Annotated in this window: 13 protein-coding genes and 3 tRNA genes; 3 read left to right on the plus strand and 13 right to left on the minus strand. The window is 34.3% G+C overall.

Annotated elements, in window-relative coordinates; translation table 11 throughout:
- Positions 1–5 precede the first annotated feature (5 nt).
- From H3T80_RS07425 to znuA, 10 genes are all read right to left on the minus strand, one after another.
- Positions 6–2,270, minus strand: coding sequence for an aconitate hydratase (locus tag H3T80_RS07425; protein WP_198201035.1), 2,265 nt, complete (start codon positions 2,268–2,270; stop codon positions 6–8).
- 525 nt (positions 2,271–2,795) lie between these two features.
- The gene (locus H3T80_RS07430; RefSeq protein ID WP_198201041.1) at positions 2,796–4,913 is read right to left on the minus strand and encodes a TonB-dependent siderophore receptor; all 2,118 of its coding nucleotides are present in this window, start codon (positions 4,911–4,913) and stop codon (positions 2,796–2,798) included.
- A 502-nt stretch (positions 4,914–5,415) separates the two neighbouring features.
- Positions 5,416–5,491: transfer RNA gene (locus tag H3T80_RS07435), tRNA-Lys, on the minus strand.
- 135 nt (positions 5,492–5,626) lie between these two features.
- Positions 5,627–6,358, minus strand: a complete 732-nt coding sequence (ybgF, locus tag H3T80_RS07440; protein WP_181414612.1) for a tol-pal system protein YbgF — start codon at positions 6,356–6,358, stop codon at positions 5,627–5,629.
- Between the two features lie 68 nt (positions 6,359–6,426).
- Positions 6,427–6,900: a peptidoglycan-associated lipoprotein Pal gene (gene pal / locus H3T80_RS07445; RefSeq protein WP_198201042.1), complete on the minus strand. Its 474-nt coding sequence runs from the start codon at positions 6,898–6,900 to the stop codon at positions 6,427–6,429.
- Positions 6,901–7,063: 163 nt separating this feature from the next.
- On the minus strand, positions 7,064–8,359 hold the full coding sequence (gene tolB, locus H3T80_RS07450) for a Tol-Pal system beta propeller repeat protein TolB (RefSeq protein ID WP_181414674.1): 1,296 nt from the start codon (positions 8,357–8,359) through the stop codon (positions 7,064–7,066).
- Between the two features lie 400 nt (positions 8,360–8,759).
- Entirely contained in the window at positions 8,760–9,569 is an 810-nt protein-coding gene (gene mutM / locus H3T80_RS07455) for a bifunctional DNA-formamidopyrimidine glycosylase/DNA-(apurinic or apyrimidinic site) lyase (protein ID WP_198201043.1), read from the minus strand.
- Positions 9,570–9,582: 13 nt separating this feature from the next.
- Positions 9,583–11,871: a bifunctional glycosyl transferase/transpeptidase gene (mrcB, locus tag H3T80_RS07460; RefSeq protein ID WP_370548277.1), complete on the minus strand. Its 2,289-nt coding sequence runs from the start codon at positions 11,869–11,871 to the stop codon at positions 9,583–9,585.
- Positions 11,872–12,030: 159 nt separating this feature from the next.
- Positions 12,031–13,392: a murein DD-endopeptidase MepM gene (gene mepM, locus H3T80_RS07465; protein ID WP_198201052.1), complete on the minus strand. Its 1,362-nt coding sequence runs from the start codon at positions 13,390–13,392 to the stop codon at positions 12,031–12,033.
- Positions 13,393–13,420: 28 nt separating this feature from the next.
- Positions 13,421–14,371 carry a zinc ABC transporter substrate-binding protein ZnuA gene (znuA, locus tag H3T80_RS07470; RefSeq protein WP_198201054.1) on the minus strand — a complete coding sequence of 317 codons (951 nt, stop codon included), beginning with the start codon at positions 14,369–14,371 and terminating at the stop codon, positions 13,421–13,423.
- A 94-nt stretch (positions 14,372–14,465) separates the two neighbouring features.
- Here znuA and znuC point away from each other — a divergent pair, with 94 nt between their 5' ends.
- From znuC to H3T80_RS07485, 3 genes are all read left to right on the plus strand, one after another.
- On the plus strand, positions 14,466–15,236 hold the full coding sequence (znuC, locus tag H3T80_RS07475) for a zinc ABC transporter ATP-binding protein ZnuC (protein ID WP_198201056.1): 771 nt from the start codon (positions 14,466–14,468) through the stop codon (positions 15,234–15,236).
- The gene (gene znuB / locus H3T80_RS07480; RefSeq protein ID WP_198201058.1) at positions 15,236–16,036 is read left to right on the plus strand and encodes a zinc ABC transporter permease subunit ZnuB; all 801 of its coding nucleotides are present in this window, start codon (positions 15,236–15,238) and stop codon (positions 16,034–16,036) included. The genes znuC and znuB overlap by 1 nt, the downstream gene beginning before the upstream one ends.
- Before the next feature lie 120 nt (positions 16,037–16,156).
- Complete coding sequence (locus H3T80_RS07485; protein WP_198201060.1) at positions 16,157–17,680, plus strand: YifB family Mg chelatase-like AAA ATPase; 1,524 nt, start codon at positions 16,157–16,159, stop codon at positions 17,678–17,680.
- Between the two features lie 4 nt (positions 17,681–17,684).
- Here H3T80_RS07485 and H3T80_RS07490 read toward each other — a convergent pair whose 3' ends face one another.
- The 3 genes from H3T80_RS07490 to H3T80_RS07500 all read right to left on the minus strand — a co-directional run bounded on the left by H3T80_RS07490 (position 17,685) and on the right by H3T80_RS07500 (position 18,317).
- Positions 17,685–18,023, minus strand: coding sequence for a DUF413 domain-containing protein (locus tag H3T80_RS07490; protein WP_198201062.1), 339 nt, complete (start codon positions 18,021–18,023; stop codon positions 17,685–17,687).
- A gap of 133 nt (positions 18,024–18,156) precedes the next feature.
- A tRNA-Trp gene (locus H3T80_RS07495) sits at positions 18,157–18,232 on the minus strand.
- Positions 18,233–18,240: 8 nt separating this feature from the next.
- Positions 18,241–18,317 (minus strand) — tRNA-Asp (locus H3T80_RS07500).
- Between the last annotated feature and the right edge of the window lie 110 nt (positions 18,318–18,427).

Consider the following 18,427-nt stretch of genomic DNA (forward strand, 5'->3'; position numbering starts at 1 on the left):
ATCTGTTACTTAAATTCTTCTTTTAGCTTATTTAATGCACTACCCGCTTTAAACCATTCAATTTGAGCGTGGTTATAAGTATGCGCAACAGCAAAAGATTCTATGCTACCATCATGATGATGAAGGATTAATGTTAGATTTTTACCTGGGGCAAAATCACTGAGCCCTGTAATGCTGATTTGGTCATCTTCTTGAATTTTTTCGTAATCATCCTTATTAACAAAAGTTAGCGCTAACATACCTTGTTTTTTCAGATTTGTTTCATGGATACGAGCGAAAGATTTAACGACAATTGCTTTAACGTTCAAAAAACGAGGCTCCATTGCAGCATGCTCGCGAGATGACCCTTCACCATAATTCTCTTCGGCTACTACTATCGACCCCATTCCTTGCGCTTTTAATTGACGAGCCAAAGCAGGTACTTCAATATAATCACCAGATTGAGTGTCTAATACACTATTAGTTTTTTGGTTGAAGGCATTAACGGCACCAATTAACATATTATTCGAAATATTATCTAGATGGCCGCGGAATTTTAACCACTTACCGGCCATTGAAATATGGTCCGTGGTGCATTTACCCGTTGCTTTAATCAGCAATGGTTGGGAGAGAATATCTTTACCATCCCATGGAGAAAAAGGTGCAAGCTGTTGTAAACGTTCAGAACGCGGATCAATATTTACTTCAACCAAACTACCATCAGCAATTGGCTTAATATATCCGGCATCATCGACAGCAAATCCTTGTTTTGGTAACTCATCGCCGATAGGTTCTGGCAGCTTAATTTTTTCACCTTTATCATTAATTAGTTCATCAGTTATTGGATTAAAACTTAATTTACCAGCAATCGATAATGCAACAACAATTTCGGGCGAACACACAAATGCATAAGTGTTTGGACTACCATCATTTCGTTTAGCAAAATTACGATTAAACGAAGTAACTATCGAATTTTTGTGCTCATCGGCAACATCATCACGACGCCATTGACCTATACAAGGACCACAGGCATTAGCCATAATAGCTGCACCGGCTTGTTCAAAACACTGCAAAATACCATCACGTTTAGAAGTATATTTAACTTGTTCTGAACCAGGATTAATAATTAGTTTTGCATTTACTTTTAAGCCTAATTTATTGGCACTATCGATTACAGAAGCAGCTCGCATCATGTCTTCATATGAAGAGTTAGTACATGAACCAATAAGACCTACCTCCATATTATCAGGATAATCATGTTGTTGAACTGCGTTTGCTAGCTGTGAAATTGGATAAGCTAAATCAGGTGTAAATGGACCATTCACATAAGGCTCTAACGTCGACAAATCAATTTCGATAACTTGATCATAATAGCTTTCAGGGTCATCTAAAACGGCTGCGTCAGGATTAAAACAAGAGATTAATGTATTTGCTAAATCAACCACCTCTTGACGACCTGTCATGGTTAGATAATCAGCTGATTTTTGGCTATAAGGAAATATTGAGGTGGTCGCTCCTACTTCAGCCCCCATATTACAAATCGTAGCTTTACCAGTAGCAGACAACGACTCAGTACCCTCACCAAAATATTCAATGATTGAATTGGTGCCACCTTTGACGGTTAGTATTCCAGCCAGTTTTAATATGACATCTTTGGGTGAGGCCCAACCGGATAATTTTCCAATTAATTTTACACCGATTATTTTCGGCATTTTCAATTCCCATGGCATACCGGCCATAACATCAACCGCGTCAGCCCCACCAACACCAATAGCAATCATCGATAAACCACCAGCATTTGGGGTGTGTGAATCAGTACCAATCATCATTCCGCCCGGAAAGGCATAATTTTCAAGTACTACTTGATGAATAATTCCGGCATCAGGTTTCCAGAATCCAATACCATATTTGTTCGATACATCACGTAAAAATTGATAAACTTCATGGTTATTACTTTCAGCAATAATCAGATCATCATGTGCATTTTTATAGGCTTGTATCAGATGATCACAGTGGACTGTTGATGGAACTGCAACTCGTTTACGTCCAGAATTCATCAGTTGTAATAGCGCCATTTGTGCAGTTGCATCTTGCATTGCAACTCGATCAGGTGAAAAATTTACGTAATCCTCTCCCCTTTTATAAGCTTTCAGCTCTTCATCTTCGGCAAGATGAGCATAGAGAATTTTTTCCGTCAATGTTAATGGTTTTCCAATTTTCTGGCGGATAACATCAATTTTTTGTGGATAACTTTGATAAATACCTTTTATTAAATCAATATCGAAAACCATAATTAAGCTCCCATTGCTGATATTATAATATCCTTTAAAGCTCTATTCACAAGCAAAATAATTGAATATTTATTCTATTTTTTTGATTAATTATTCATATAATATAGCATTGTTTTTATTTTATGCAATCCTAACGTAATTGCTACTATAAATATTATTAGCAGTAATTAGTTTAGACTTGTTAACTAGTACAAATTCTATACTAGCGGAATATTAAATATTATGCACATTAAAGAAAATTCAAAATTAGCAAATTGTATAAGTAAAAATAATGTGAAAATTTTGAGGAGAGGGGTTTTTTAAGCTATAAAATGGCAAAAGGAGGATGTTTTTTTGATATTAATAAATAATTTTTTGTTACATCTAAATTTTATTTTAAGTTTTTTAACATTAATCTCATTATTCAAATTAGTTGGTCAGAATTATTTAATCAGTCGTTAAAAGATAAGAATAATTAAAAAAGGGAATACTATTCCCTTTTTAATTTATTAACCTAATTTAGCTCTGACAAATATTTATCAACAATTATAATTTATAACTAGCAGTTAATAAGAAAGCTCGAGGCGTGCCCGGCATACTACTTGATCGCCAATACTCTTTACCCAATAAATTAGTTACCGCTAAGGTTACATCAACAGATCGTGTTTGATAACCAACTGCCGCATTCCATGTTCCATAACCAGCACGTTTAACCAGATTTTTATCATCGTTATACATCGAGCCTTTATAATTAAATTCTACTTCGGTAAACCAATTTTCGTAAGGTAAATAACGAACACCAATATGACCACTATGTTTGGCTGTGTTAGATAAATACTTACCTTTATTATCTGGTATTTTTTTATCTTTATTAACTTTGGCCTGTTGATAACCAATGCCACTATTGAGATACCAATTTTTACTCAATTGTCCTATTGCACTTAATTCTATACCGTGGCTTCGATCACTACCTCTAACCTGCCAATTATAAGGGTCATTGACGGCATCTGGTTGATAACGAACATTATACAGTTCAAGGTCATAAAGGGCGATTTGAGAAGATAGCTTATCATTAAACCAATCGCTCTTAATTCCGACTTCATACTGGCGCGAATATTGAGGTTTGTCATCATAAACCGTCTTAGAGTCAGTAGCAATGGTAATCAGGCCTCGTCCCCCATAAGGTGCAAAATTTTTACTATAAGAAGCATAAAAACTTTGTGACGCTATTGGTTGCCAAATTAATCCTACCCGTGGACTTAAAGAGTGACCATCATAAGAACGACTTTGTTGATTTAATTTATTATCCGAAGCAAATTCATACTTATCATAACGTAATCCTGCCAGTAATTTCCATTGTTCAGTAAAACTAATGAGATCTTGCCAATATAATCCTTTAGATGTAGCTTTATGATTTGTCTTAGTACTTAATTTATTGTAACGAGGCTTTTTAGAGTTCCAGTGAGGATGAAACGGATCAATCGCTTCTGGATATTCACTAGTTAAAGCTAATCGAGGTTGTCGTTTTTCAATATTATATTCAATTCCGATTAACATATCATGAGTAATACTTGCTGTATCAAATTTACCCGCTAAATCAAGCGTATTACTATAAGTTTTGTTTGAGGTTTCTTGCCATGCTCGACGGAATTTCAATTTACCTTGATAGTTACAAGAGGTATTTCTGCTAGTTTTTCCATTCAGATCACAATAAGTACCCGCATAAAGATGGTCAAAATTTTGATCAGCTTTACGATACATATTCGTTAATTTGATAGACCAATCATGATTGAATTGATATCCCATTACCGAACGTAATGAATTAAAATTATCTTTGACATAGTCATCTGGATGCGCATAAGCCGTTTTGATCGAAACACCTTTAGGTAATTCATAATAAGCTGGAGCCCGATCTGGTTTACGCCATAATTTATCATTAGTATATTGCACTAACCAATTAAAGCCTTCCAAATTATCATACAATAAACTTGGAGAAATCATTGTATCTCGTTGTTTGATACCTTTACGAAAACTTTTATCCGATTGATGATCAATAGTCATTCTTACCGCAAGCTTATCATGTAAAACATGATTAATATCTACCATTCCACCATATTTATCCCAAGATCCACCACGTATACTTAATGTCGTTGGTGAATCAAAGTTGGCTTGTTTACTGATCATATTTATTATTCCGCCACCAGAACCTCGACCGTAGAGTACCGATGCAGGACCTTTTAATACTTCGATTCGCTCAATATTAGCGGTACTTTGTCTAACCTGTCCGCTTGCACGAACACCATCTCGGTAAATATCACCAGAACTTGCGGAAAAGCCTCTAATTTTTATGCCTTCATCCCGCATATCATAGGTTGCATCTACTCCAGGCAATTTATTGACAATAACACTTAGGTCGTTTTGTCCATAAATTTTCTCTTGTTCAAGATTAACCGAATTGATCGTTTGTGGTATATCCTTAATATCAAAGGATGTTTTAGTTGCTGTTGATGATTTTTTTATGCGCTGATCATTATTATCCTTAATCGTTGCGACAACTTTCATAGTTTCAATTTCATTATCATCATTAACTTTTTCTTGGGCGTTAACTATAAAAGCTGATGAGCCCAATATACAAGGTAAGACTAATTGATTAACTAATTTCATTATTTTTCCTATTATTTGCTGTGTTATCTAATTAATTTCAAAATAACAACAAATAATGATAATGATTATTATTTACCTTTACAAATTATTTTATATTTTTTAACCAATTAAAAATGGTTATCAACTCATATATTATTAAAATTGTTTTATATTATTAGAAAATTTAATTAATTTTAGTTAGGATTCAATTTACTAGTTAAAGCAAGTTTTAGAAATGATAAAAAATTGAATAAACGACAATACAAATAATTCAGACGAATTTGTCGAACGCTAACGTTCTCATCGCTTTATCTATTGATTTTACTTGAGTTGCTTTTCTAGTGATGGATAAGAAGTGGTGGGTCGTGAGCTAGATTATTCGACACATCCTGTGTCTCACCCTTTCAGTGCCAACACGTTGTGTTGTTCAAATTCGTTCCTGACGAATTTGTCGAACGCTAACGTTCTCATCGTTTTATCTATTAATTTTATTTGAGTTGCTTTTTATAGTGATGCAAAGAAGTGGTGGGTCGTGAGCGATTCGAACGCTCGACAAACGGATTAAAAGTCCGCTGCTCTACCGACTGAGCTAACAACCCATTTTGATAAGATAACTTCTGTGAAATTACTTTATGTTTCAAGCAATTTCGGGTTGCTATAATACTTATAATTGTAAAAGCACGCAACCCTTTTATTGCTATTTTTATTCGATAGCTGGTTATTTATACACTTTGTTACAACGATGCTAGCTTTTTATTTGCTTGCTCAACCGCATTTTTGTCTTTAGCGTATTTATTTATTACTTGTTGAAAAACAGCTTTAGCATTCTTTTTATCACCTTTATCAAGTAAGATAACACCTACTTTATAAAGACTATCTGCAGCTTTTGGTGACGCAGGGAAATCTTTCACTACTGTTGCATAATAGAATGAAGCATCATCTTTTTGGCCTTTCTTATAACAAAGTTGACCAAGCCAATAGTTAACATTCGCACGATAGTTGGTCTTTGGATAAGCTTTTAAGAAACTTTGAAAGGCAACAATAGCATTATCGGTTTGCTTGTCATCATTTATAAATTGCATAACAAAATTATAATCAGCTTTATCATCTCCTGATGTCGTCCATCCAGATAGGTTTGAAGACGATTGCTCAGAACTTACAGCCGAATCAGAACTACTTTCTTGTGAGCCTGTATTGGAATTATTTGCTGAGAAACCTGTACCATTAGCTATTTCTTGCAAAATCATTTTTTGACGTTCAATAGTTTGATTAAGTTGGTATCTTGTTTCTTCTAATTGGCCACGAAGTGTATCTAAATCAGATTGTAGATCACTAATTTTTTGTTGATTCTGAATGATTAACTGCCCTTGAGCTTGTATTGTTCTATCAACATCAGAACTACCAGCAGCACAACCATAACCAGCAAACAAAAGAAATAAGGACAATGTGATTATTTTTTTATACATATTATATAAACTCAACGTGAACATTGGAAATAAAAAACGGCTGATGATTCAGCCGTCATTAGATGGGATTAGTATCCAGCGTAAGTAACTACTGCACGACGGTTTTTAGCATAAGCTGCTTCGTTGTGACCTAATACTGCTGGTTTTTCTTTACCATAAGAAACGATTGATAGTTGTTCACCAGAAACACCATTACCTTGTAGGTAAGATTTAACTGCTGACGCACGACGTTCACCTAAAGCGATATTATATTCTGGTGTACCACGCTCATCGGCATGACCTTCAATAACAACATTTAAGTTAGTTGAACGAATAAATACAGCATGTGCATTTAATAATGTTTCATATTCTGCTTTAACATTGTATTTATCATAATCAAAATAAACAGTGTTAATTTGTTGTAGTTTTTGAAGTTGCTCTAAAGCTTCTTTTGATAAAGTGCCGTTACCACCTGCAGTGCTGCTGCTGTTTGATGAACATGCTGTCACAGCGACTAATGGTAAAGCAACCGCAGCTACTTTAAGAAATTTAGAAAATTGCATTGTATTAACTCCTTTTTTTAAATAAATTTACTTATTTTTATACATCTAACCGACTTAACAGTAACACTCGTTACTAACTAGAAAGATTAGAGGTATATATTATAACGACCTTCACATTTACACAATTTTAATAATGTCATTATTGCCCAAAAATTAGTCGTTCTTATAAATAAGGTGACCACGAAGGGAATTTCACTTGCCCATCTGTCGCTGGTAACCTTGCTTTAAAATTACCATCAGTAGAAACAAGATTCAGAATTGTACCTAAACCTTGTGAAGAACTGTAGATAATCATAGTGCCATTTGGAGCAATACTCGGTGTTTCATCTAGAAAAGTATCGGTCAATCGTTGATATGTATTAGTTTCTACATCATATCGAGTAATATGTTGCTCACCATTATTAGTAGAAATAACAGCAATAAACTTGCCATCTGGAGATACGCGAGCATTTTGATTTTGAGTATTATCCCAAGTTACCCGTTGCGATGCTCCACTACTAATATTAATTGAATAAAGTTGCGGACGTCCTGCCTGGTCAGAGGTATAAACTATGGTTTGATTATCTGGCATCCAAGAAGGTTCTGTATCGTTACTACGTCCAGATGTAATTTGGGTAATCTTTTTAGAACTCAAATTCATCATATATAAATTTAAACTCCCGCCTTTTGATAAAGCAAAAGCTAATTTACTACCATCAGGCGAAAATGCTGGTGCACCGTTATGTTGTGGGAATGAAGCAATAGTTTCAACTGCGCCACTGTCTAACGTCTTTAAGACTAAAGCAGAACGACCACTTTCAAAAGTTACGTAAGCTAACTTTTTACCATCAGGAGACCAGGTTGGTGACATTAGTGGCTCTTTAGAACGATGCACAGTAATTTGATCATAACCATCGTAATCTGATACACGCAATTCATGGGTATAAGGTCCTTTATTGTTTTTTACCACATAAGCAATACGTGTTCTAAATGCACCTTTAATACCAGTTAATGCTTCAAAGATTTCATCACTTGCTGTATGAGAAGCATAACGTAACCAGCGTTTTTCTATAGAAAATTGATTTTCTGCTAATACTGAACCAGGGCGATCAACAGTATCAACTAGTTGATAAGTTATAAGATATTTTCCTGATACATCTGGTTGAATTGATCCCACTACAACAGCAGAAATACCCATATTACTCCAAACACTAGGATTAACTTCCGATGCAGTAGTTGGCTTTTGTGGCATTGCTGCCACATCAATAGGATTAAATTTACCACTATTACGTAAATCGGATGCAACAATATTATCTACAAATTGGGGAGGTTCTCCGCTACCAGTCCATTTAAATGGTACGATAGCAATTGGCTTTGCTGAACTGACACCATCAGTAATAACAATTCTAACTTCAGCTGTAGCCATCATTGTTGATAATAAAACAAAACAAGCTATCAAAAAGCGAGAAGCAAATTTGATCATCTTAAATTCCTTAATCAAAGCGAAATACACTAGGTTAAAATAGACTTAACCCCATATAAAGAAAAGTAAAAGTATTTTAAAATTAAACTGTTAAAGTTAATTTATAACAGATACTATGCTTTAAAAAAATAGTTAATTTTACAGCGAGAAAGATAGCCGATATTGTGTAACAAGTCCATAGCCTTTTGAGTAAAAAAGATTTTTTTAATTTATACTATTATATTCTTTTTAAATCCATAAATAAATTGTTTATTATCTATACTATTTAGAAATAAACTAAGTTAAAAGTGGTTAATAAGTATTTTATATAATTTATAACTAAAAAGAGTTGAATTTACATTACTATTCAATAAGTAAAAAATTATTAGGAAAGAAAAATATAAGTAATTTTTATCTATTATTTTTGGCAGTTTTCACAATAAAAAGTGTTACGTTGTCCTATTCTATTAGACTTAATATTAGATTGGCAAATTAAGCATTGCTCACCTTCTCGGCCATATACTTGGAGGTTTTGAACAAAATACCCCGGCTTACCATCAGATTGAACAAAATCTTTAAGCGTCGTCCCGCCTTGTTCTATAGATTTCGTAAGTACCAGCTTGATTGCTGTGACTAATCGTTCACATTCGACTAATGTTAAGCTACTAACTTTTCGATTTGGATTAATTTTTGCCAAAAACAATGATTCTGAAGCATAAATATTACCAACACCGACAACAATATGATTATCCATAATCCAACTTTTGATTGGTATTTTTCGATTGTTAGCTTTTTCAAATAAATAATTAGCTGAAAAATCATCTGTTAGTGGTTCTGGTCCCAATTGCTTCAATTGAGGTAATTCTTCAATAGAGTGAGTCCATAGCCATGATCCAAAACGTCTTGGATCGGTATATCTTAATCTCACTCCATTCACTAATACTAAATCGACATGATCATGTTTAGCCGGTGGTTGATTTGTCTCTAATATCCGTAAACTACCAGACATTCCCAAATGAATGACAATCCAATCATGAGTCAATTGTAATAACAGATATTTGGCACGCCTTTTAACATCTACTATCACTTGCCCTTGAGTATTGTTAATTGTTTCATCTATGGGCCAACGAAGCTTTGGATTTCGGACAATAATCTGCTCAATAGTTTGGCCTTTTAAATAAGGTAAAATACCTCGTCGACTTGTCTCAACTTCAGGTAATTCAGGCATATAATAACCTCATTTAATTATTTAACAAATCTGTCACCCAACTTGGTGCTTGTTGATTAGATGTAGCTTGAGGACTACCCGAACATAAACTTTGAGGATTGATTGTCCATGCAGGCAAACTACGTACACCACCGCCATTACACTGCCATTGACCATTACTATCAATAGGTACCATAAATATATTTTGCGGTACGGGAAGTTGTAACCTTTTTGGTGGATTATTTTGTAAGTATTCACTATATATTTTTAAGGCACCCGTTGCACCGGTTAATTTCATTGGAGAATGATCATCGAGACCGATCCAAACTACAGCGACATTTTTACCATCAATTCCAGTAAACCAGCTATCGCGGGAATCATTACTGGTCCCTGTTTTCGCTGCTAAATTAAATGATCCATATTTAGCTTTTAGTGAACGCGATGTTCCCGATTCAACTACTTGTTGCATCGCATAAGTCGTCAAATAAGCTGATTGTTGAGAAACCGCTTGAATTTGTTGTGGATAATTTTGATAAACAAGTTCACCCTTGTCGGATAAAACATATCTTAAAATTGTTAATGGTGCCCGTTGACCATTATTAGTAATAGTTTGGAACATCTGTGCGGTTTCTAAAGGCGTTAACTCTAGAGCACCCAATAATCTTGATGGTAAATTCGGAATACGATCTTGAGGTACACCCAATGCTTGTAAAGTATTCTTGGTTGCATCTAAACCTAATCCCATCCCTAAATTAACGGTAGGAACATTAAGAGAAAGGGCTAACGCATCAATTAACATTACTTTATCGCGAAACTTGCGGTCAAAATTCTTTGGTTGCCAATAACTACCATTATCCAACTTTATTGATAATGGACTGTCATCAAGCCAACTATTAAGCTGATAACGCCCCGGTTGGCCTAATGCGGTTAAGTAAGTCGATGGTTTTGCAAGTGAACCAATTGCTCGTCTTGTTAGCCACGCGCGGTTATAACCAGGATAACGAGGCTCAGCACTACCAATAATAGCACGAATTTCACCTGTTTCACGGCTGACAATGACCATTGCCGTTTGTAAATCTTTATTCGTCGATTTGCGTAAATTTTCAATTTCATTGGTTACAGATTGTTCAGCTGCAGCTTGAGCAACCGGATCAAAGGTGGTGAAAATTTTCATACCGGAAAGGTGATCCGCTTTATCACCTAACTGTTTTCTCAGCTCGCTACGCACAACTTGCATAAATGCAGGTTGTGGAGATATTACCCCCCCTTTTGGTAAAACGGAAAGAGGACGTTGACTGAGTAAGTTGAATAACTCCTCATCAATAATCCCTTGTTGTTCAGCAAGCTTTAAAACAACATTACGGCGTTCAATCACTTGTTCTGGTTGAGTCCAAGGATTATAGTATGAAGCACCTTTTACCATCCCCACTAATACAGCTTGTTGATCTAATGTCAATTCATTAACTGGGCGTCCAAAGTAATAAAGACTCGCTAATGGAAAGCCATGGATCTCTTCACTACCAGCTTGCCCTAGATAAACCTCATTGAGGTAAAGTTCTAAAATACGTTCTTTACTATAACGAGCATCTAAAATTATAGCCATATATGCTTCACGTATTTTACGGCTTAAGCTTCTTTCATTAGTCAAAAATAGGTTTTTAACTGTTTGTTGTGTTAATGTGCTACCACCTTCGGTTCGGCCAGTGGTCAAATTGACAAAAATAGCCCGTCCAATTGAATATAAACTTACACCATGATGGTCATAAAAACGTTTATCTTCAGTTGCAATTAAGGTTTTTATTAACGAATCAGAAAACTCTTTTAACGGGACAAAAAGTCGTTGTTCACCGTTAGGTGAATGCATCATAGTTATTAATTTAGGATCTATTTTAAGTAAGCCAAAGTCACGACCAGTATCTAAATTAGATATACGATCAATTCTGTTATCATAAAAAGTAATTCTGACTCGAAAAGCTTGCTCTTCACCATCAGGGAAAGTAAATGGTCGTCGATAAATTTCAACAGCATCGTTTTGGACAATAAATTCACCAGGACGAGTTGCTTTACTATCTTGTTGACGATATTGTGCACCTTTTAACAGCGTAACAACATCACTCAGGCTATAATCACTATCAGGTTCAAGATCTACAATTTGCCCATACACAGCAGCCGGTAATTCCCAGACATTACCATCGATGCGTTCTTTAATTTGTTGATCTAAATAAATTCCATAAACAACAGTTACTGCAACAAATATAAGAAATAACTTAAATAGCAACCACCAGACACGGCGCCACCATGATTTGTTATTTTTCTTCGAAATTTTTTTAGTAGATGTCTTTTTCGTTGTTTTTTTCAAACTGCACCTGATATTTATGTTAAATAAAACTGTCTTATGATAGCACAACTTTTTTCTGATGCATTGGCCTTCTTTCACATAAGAATTTTTAGTTTAAATAATGGATTTGAAGACAAAAATCAGTTAAAAACTAAGTTTAGGTTTAATATTTTTAACTTTTTCAATAAATGCTTTCTTAGATTTACCTGTTAAACCTTCATTAATTGGCAAACTAGCAGTTAATGGATTAACTGGTTTGTTATTGATATGTAATTCAAAATGTAAATGAGGTCCTGTCGAACGCCCTGTATTACCTGACAAACCAATTTTATCGCCTTGTTTAACTTGTTGTCCTGGTTTTACTAAAATTTTATCCAGATGCATATAAGCTGTCATATATTGCCTACCATGTCGAATAGCAACATAGTTACCGGCAGAACCGCTATATTTTGCAATAACAACTTCACCATTACCAACCGATAAAACAGGTGTTCCTCGAGATACAGCGAAATCAACACCATTATGTGCTGTAACTATCCCTGTAACTGGATTTACCCTGCGTGGATTAAATCCTGATGATACGCGAGCTTGTTTAGCCAAAGGATAACGGAAAAAACTTTGAGACAAACTACTTGCATTAATATCATAGTATTTACCATCATCAGCTAAAATAGCGTAATAATCTTTAGTTCCATTTTTAATCCGAACACCAAGAAGCTTGCTATTAGATAATCTTTTACCATGCATTTCACGTGACAAATATACAGCAAATTTATCTCCGACTTTTAAACGGCGAAAATCCAATCGCCATTGCAAAGCTCGAGTAATAATACCGATTTCATTGCTTGTCAAACCGGCTTTACGTGCATCAGCAACAAAACTCGTTTTAAGATCACCAGTAATGACAACATTTTCGGATGTACCTTCTATAGTTTCAGAACTTTCTATAAATTTATTACCTGACTTTTCAAAAATACGAACGTTATTGCTTGATATTGTCCAATTGAAAGTTAATAAATTATGGTTGTCATCAGTTGTCCAACTTACTTGCTGGCCAATTCTTAAATTGGCCAGCTGTTTAAATTTACTTGTTAACTGTAAAATGTCATTTTTATTAACATTATAACGAAATAAAATATCGTGTAATGTATCTCCACGTGCAATGGTATATTGTACAGTATTATCTTTTTCTTCAGAGATATCATCTAATTCATCTTTAGCTATATCATCTTCTGGAACATCGGACGATTCGGTAACGTTTTGGGATTTTGATTTATCACCAACCATATCTACTCGACCATCACCAATAACAACTGATGATGTTGACGTATCAGTCACTGTGGTTTGCGCTTGTGAATTTAACGGAACATATACTGTACGATCTAGATTTAAAGGACGCCACAGTATAGTTACTAAAATCACAACAACAAGGACGCCTAATATTGAAAAATAAGGAATCTTCAACTTATTTTTTTCAATATCAGGGGATTTAATCTGCTGTACCAAAATTAACCTTAACTATTTATTATCTAAATTATTTTTCATCTAAACAATCCAACAGTTCTTGTGTCAATGCAAATAAAAAGTGTGAATATGAATCTTTTGTTATAGGGATACCAGTCCCTAATGGATTTAACTCACCAATTCGAACATCCGTACCATTCACTATCTTTTTAATTATTGCTGGGCTAAACTGTGGCTCTCTAAAAACACAGACCGCTTGATGTTCAGCTAATTCTTTTTGAATTGCATAAACTGTTTGAACGCCAGGCTGTACTGCTGGATTTATGGTAAAACTTCCTAGATTCTTTAATCCGAAATGCGATTCAAAATAACCATAAGCATCATGAAACACAAAATAGCCTCTATTTTGGACGTTAATTAGTTTTTTTGCAATATTTTGTTCCGTTTCTGATAAATTTGTAATGAACTCGTCTAGATTTGCACCAAGTATTGCTGCTTTATTGGGGTATAAGTCGATCAGTTTAGCATGAATTGATTTAGCAATGATTTTAGCAATTTTAGGTGAAAGCCAAATATGTTCATCATATTCACCATGATGATGATGATGATCACTATCAATGTGCATATCATTATCATGATGTTTATCTTCTTGATGGCTTGTACGAAGTAAAGTTTCAATTTCAGCGATATCCATTAATTCTATTTGTTTCTGTTGATCAATATTTTTTAAGACAGTTGGCATAAAAGTTTCCATATCCTCACCAACCCAAATTATTAAGTCTGCATTCTTGATTTTAATTAAATCAGAAGGTTTCAATGAATAAGTGTGTGGTGAAGCGCCATCAGGTAATAATATATCAGTATCTATTACACCGGATGCGATTGCTTCGGTAATAAATCCAATAGGTCTTACTGAAGAAATTATTGTCGCATTGGCATTAACTATTAGCGCCCAAATAGATAAAAAAACCAATAAAAAAAAACGGATAGACTTTATAATAGTGTTAGTTAAATTTTTCACATTATCATCCAATATTAATAAAATATGATGGAATAAACTAGAATAATTGTTATAATATAACATAACATATTGACCAGCAAGGACTAATAATATCATGACGCATTTAATGTCACTTGATAATATTTCCGTTGAAATAAATAACCAAAAAATATTATATGATATTTCATTAACGGTTAATTTAAATCAAATTATTACAGTATTAGGACCAAACGGTGCTGGTAAATCAACGCTTATCAAAGTTATCTTAGGTTTAATTAAACCAACTACAGGTAGCATTAAGCGTACATCTGATTTAACCATTGGCTATGTCCCTCAATCCATAAATTTAAATCCAACTTTACCAATTACTGTAAAACGTTTTATGCGATTAAATAAACAGTTAAGTCAAATAGATATTCATAAAACATTATCATTAGTTAAGGCTGAATATTTGATAGATCGATCCATGCATCAACTATCAGGTGGTGAACTGCAGCGAGTTCTTTTAGCACAAGCATTAGCCAAACGCCCAAAGTTACTCATTCTTGATGAACCGACACAAGGCGTTGATGTTAATGGGCAGGTACTGTTATATGATTTAATTATTGATGCAAAAAACGAGTTTAACTGTGGTGTATTAATGGTCTCACATGATCTACATCTAGTCATGGCAAAAACTGATGAGGTAATTTGTTTAAACCACCATATTTGTTGTTCAGGAACACCAGCTAGTGTTTCAAATGATCCTGAGTTTATTTCGCTTTTTGGACAACATGGTGCATCACAAATTGCTTTATATAAACACCATCACAATCATGACCATGATTTTTGCCAACATCACCATAATCAAAAATTTATATTACCTGACCAACGAGGAAAAAAATAATGATAGAGTTACTGTTACCCTCTTTACTGGCAGGATTAAGTTTAACCTGTTTGACAGGACCTTTAGGTACATTTGTTGTTTGGCGAAGAATGTCCTATTTTGGCGATACATTATCTCACGCCGCATTATTAGGGGTAGCTTTTGGTTTTCTTTTAAATATCAATCTATTTTATGCCATTATTTTAGTAACATTGATATTAGCTATTGGATTATTATGGTTAGAATCTCAAAAGCAACTTCCTGTTGATACTTTACTGGGTATTTTAGCTCATAGTGCTCTTTCATTGGGTTTAGTTGTAATAAGTTTAATGAATAACATACGCATTGATTTAATGGGCTATCTATTTGGTGATCTTTTATCTATAACAATGTTTGATGTTTACCAAATAATCATCTGTGTAGTAATAATTGGACTATTGCTAGTGTGGCGGTGGAATCATTTTTTATTTATTACAGTTAGTGAAGAATTAGCATTTAGTCATGGAATTAATGTACCACTAACAAAATTTATTCTAACCATATTATTAGCATTAACGATAGGTATTGCTATGAAATTTGTTGGTGCTTTGATTATTACAGCACTGTTAATCATTCCAGCAGCTACTGCAAAATACTTTGCTAAAAATCCTGAATCAATGGCAATTATTGCGATATTAATTGGCATGTTCTCAATCATTGGTGGGATATTATTTTCATTAGTTTATGATACGCCTACAGGTCCTTCTGTTGTATTAAGCAATACTTGCTTATTTTTTATATCACTATTTATTTCTAAATTATTTTTGAGTAAAAAAAATTAAAATGTTTGCAAAAATATAAAATTAATTGCGAGAAGCTACGTATTTTTCTATCTATTATTTATAACAATTTTTAATTACTAATAAGCTAACAAGAATTTCCATGTTATTGATGATAAGATTATGTCTCTCGCTATTATTTTTACTAGAGCCTCTATTGGTATACAAGCACCTCAAATTAACGTCGAAGTACATATTAGTAATGGTTTACCGGGCTTCGTGCTTGTTGGTTTACCAGAAGCAACAGTAAAAGAGTCTAAAGACCGTGTTAGAAGTGCTATTATCAATAGTGGTTTTACATTTCCTTCAAAAAAAATAACCGTTAATCTATCCCCTGCAGATCTACCCAAAGAAGGGAGTCGTTTTGATTTACCTATAGCTATTGCTATTCTTGCAGCAACAGAACAGATACCAATGGATCACCTTGCCAAATATGAGTTTTTAGGTGAATTAGCTCTTTCCGGTGAAATTAAGGCTGTGAAAGGGGCGATTCCTGCAGCTATATCATCGAAAAAAAATAATCGTACTTTAATTATTTCAGCTGAAAATCAATCTGAAATATCGTTAATACATCAAAATCATACATTAATTACACATAATTTACTGGAATTGTGTCAATATTTATATAATGAAATTAACTTACATGCAGTCGAATATAGACAGTATCAAGAAGAAAATGATCAACTCGCTAGTCTACAAGATATAATTGGTCAGGAACATGCTAAAAGAGCGTTAGAAATTGCTGCAGCCGGTGGACATAATCTATTATTAATAGGACCACCAGGAACAGGTAAAACCATGTTAGCAACACGATTAACATCATTATTACCACAATTATCAGATGATGAGGCTCTTGAAAGTGCTGCTATTGCAAGTCTTGTTAACTCAAATGGTTCAATACAGAATTGGCGAACAAGACCATTTAGATCACCACATCACAGTGCATCGATTGCGGCGCTAGTAGGAGGTGGCTCAATTCCCAGACCTGGCGAAATTTCATTAGCACATAATGGAGTTTTATTTTTAGATGAATTACCTGAGTTTAACCGTAAAGTTTTAGATGCGTTAAGAGAACCTATTGAGTCAGGAGAAATCGTTATATCAAGAGCTAATGCAAAAATAAAATTTCCAGCTAGGTTTCAACTCATAGCTGCAATGAATCCAAGTCCCACAGGTCATTATCAAGGCACTCATAACAGAACAACACCACAGCAAATAATACGTTATTTAAATAGGCTATCTGGGCCATTTTTAGATCGGTTTGATATTTCTATTGAAGTACCATTACTACCAAGGGGTACATTAAGCCAAAAGGATACTGCAACAGAAACAACAGAAAAAGTAAAGAAAAGAGTGATTGATACAAGAAAGATTCAAATGCTAAGAAATAACAAATTAAATAGTCAATTATCACCAAAAGAGATTCAAACACATTGCCTACTAAGTGATGAAGACAATAATTATTTGGAGCAGGCTTTAATCAAGTTAGGTCTCTCTGCTAGAGCGTGGCATCGGATATTAAAAGTATCACGTACTATTGCTGACTTAGACTGTTCAAAAAACATAGAACGAAAACACATTTCAGAAGCTCTGAGTTATCGTTCTATGGATAGATTATTAATTCAGCTGCACAAAAATATTGGCTAAAACATTAATCATCACTATCGACAAAATCATCACTTACATCAACTTGAGGTTTTCCTCCTGATAATGTGTGAAAACGTTTTGGTTTATTAATTTTAGAAAGGTACTTTATCCACGCTTTTTCATAATCAGTAGATGGCTCTTTTTTCCCTTTACAAACCGCAACAAAAGATTTTTCTTCTGAAGTGGCTGGCTTTTTAACTTCTGTATCAAGATCTCTAAAAGCACAACCATATTTTTCTAAGATCTGAGCTTCTTTTATAGTAAAATCACCATGACGAGAAAAACCCCTTGGATAATTCTTATTATCAAAAAAACGTTGTTGACTTACAAAACTCTCAGCCATGTTATATCCTCTAGATTATAAATATTGTTGGGCGGGAATTATAATTGACAAAGTAAATCTGTAAACAAAATTTTTTTATTTATGTAAAGAAATTTAAATAAGTGATTAAATTTAGAGCAAAACACCTTTTTTATGGCAGGGGCGGAGAGTCTCGAACTCCCAACACCCGGTTTTGGAGACCGGTGCTCTACCAATTGAACTACGCCCCTAGAAAAGGTGGCGGAACGGACGGGGCTCGAACCCGCGACCCCCTGCGTGACAGGCAGGTATTCTAACCAACTGAACTACCGCTCCACCGTATTTGGTATGTATATATAAAATTTAAAAGTCTGGCGGCACCCTACTCTCACATGGGTAATACCCACACTACCATCGGCACTACGGCGTTTCACTTCTGAGTTCGG

This window comes from Gilliamella sp. W8145, assembly GCF_016101145.1.
Classification (GTDB): domain Bacteria; phylum Pseudomonadota; class Gammaproteobacteria; order Enterobacterales; family Orbaceae; genus Gilliamella; species Gilliamella apis_A.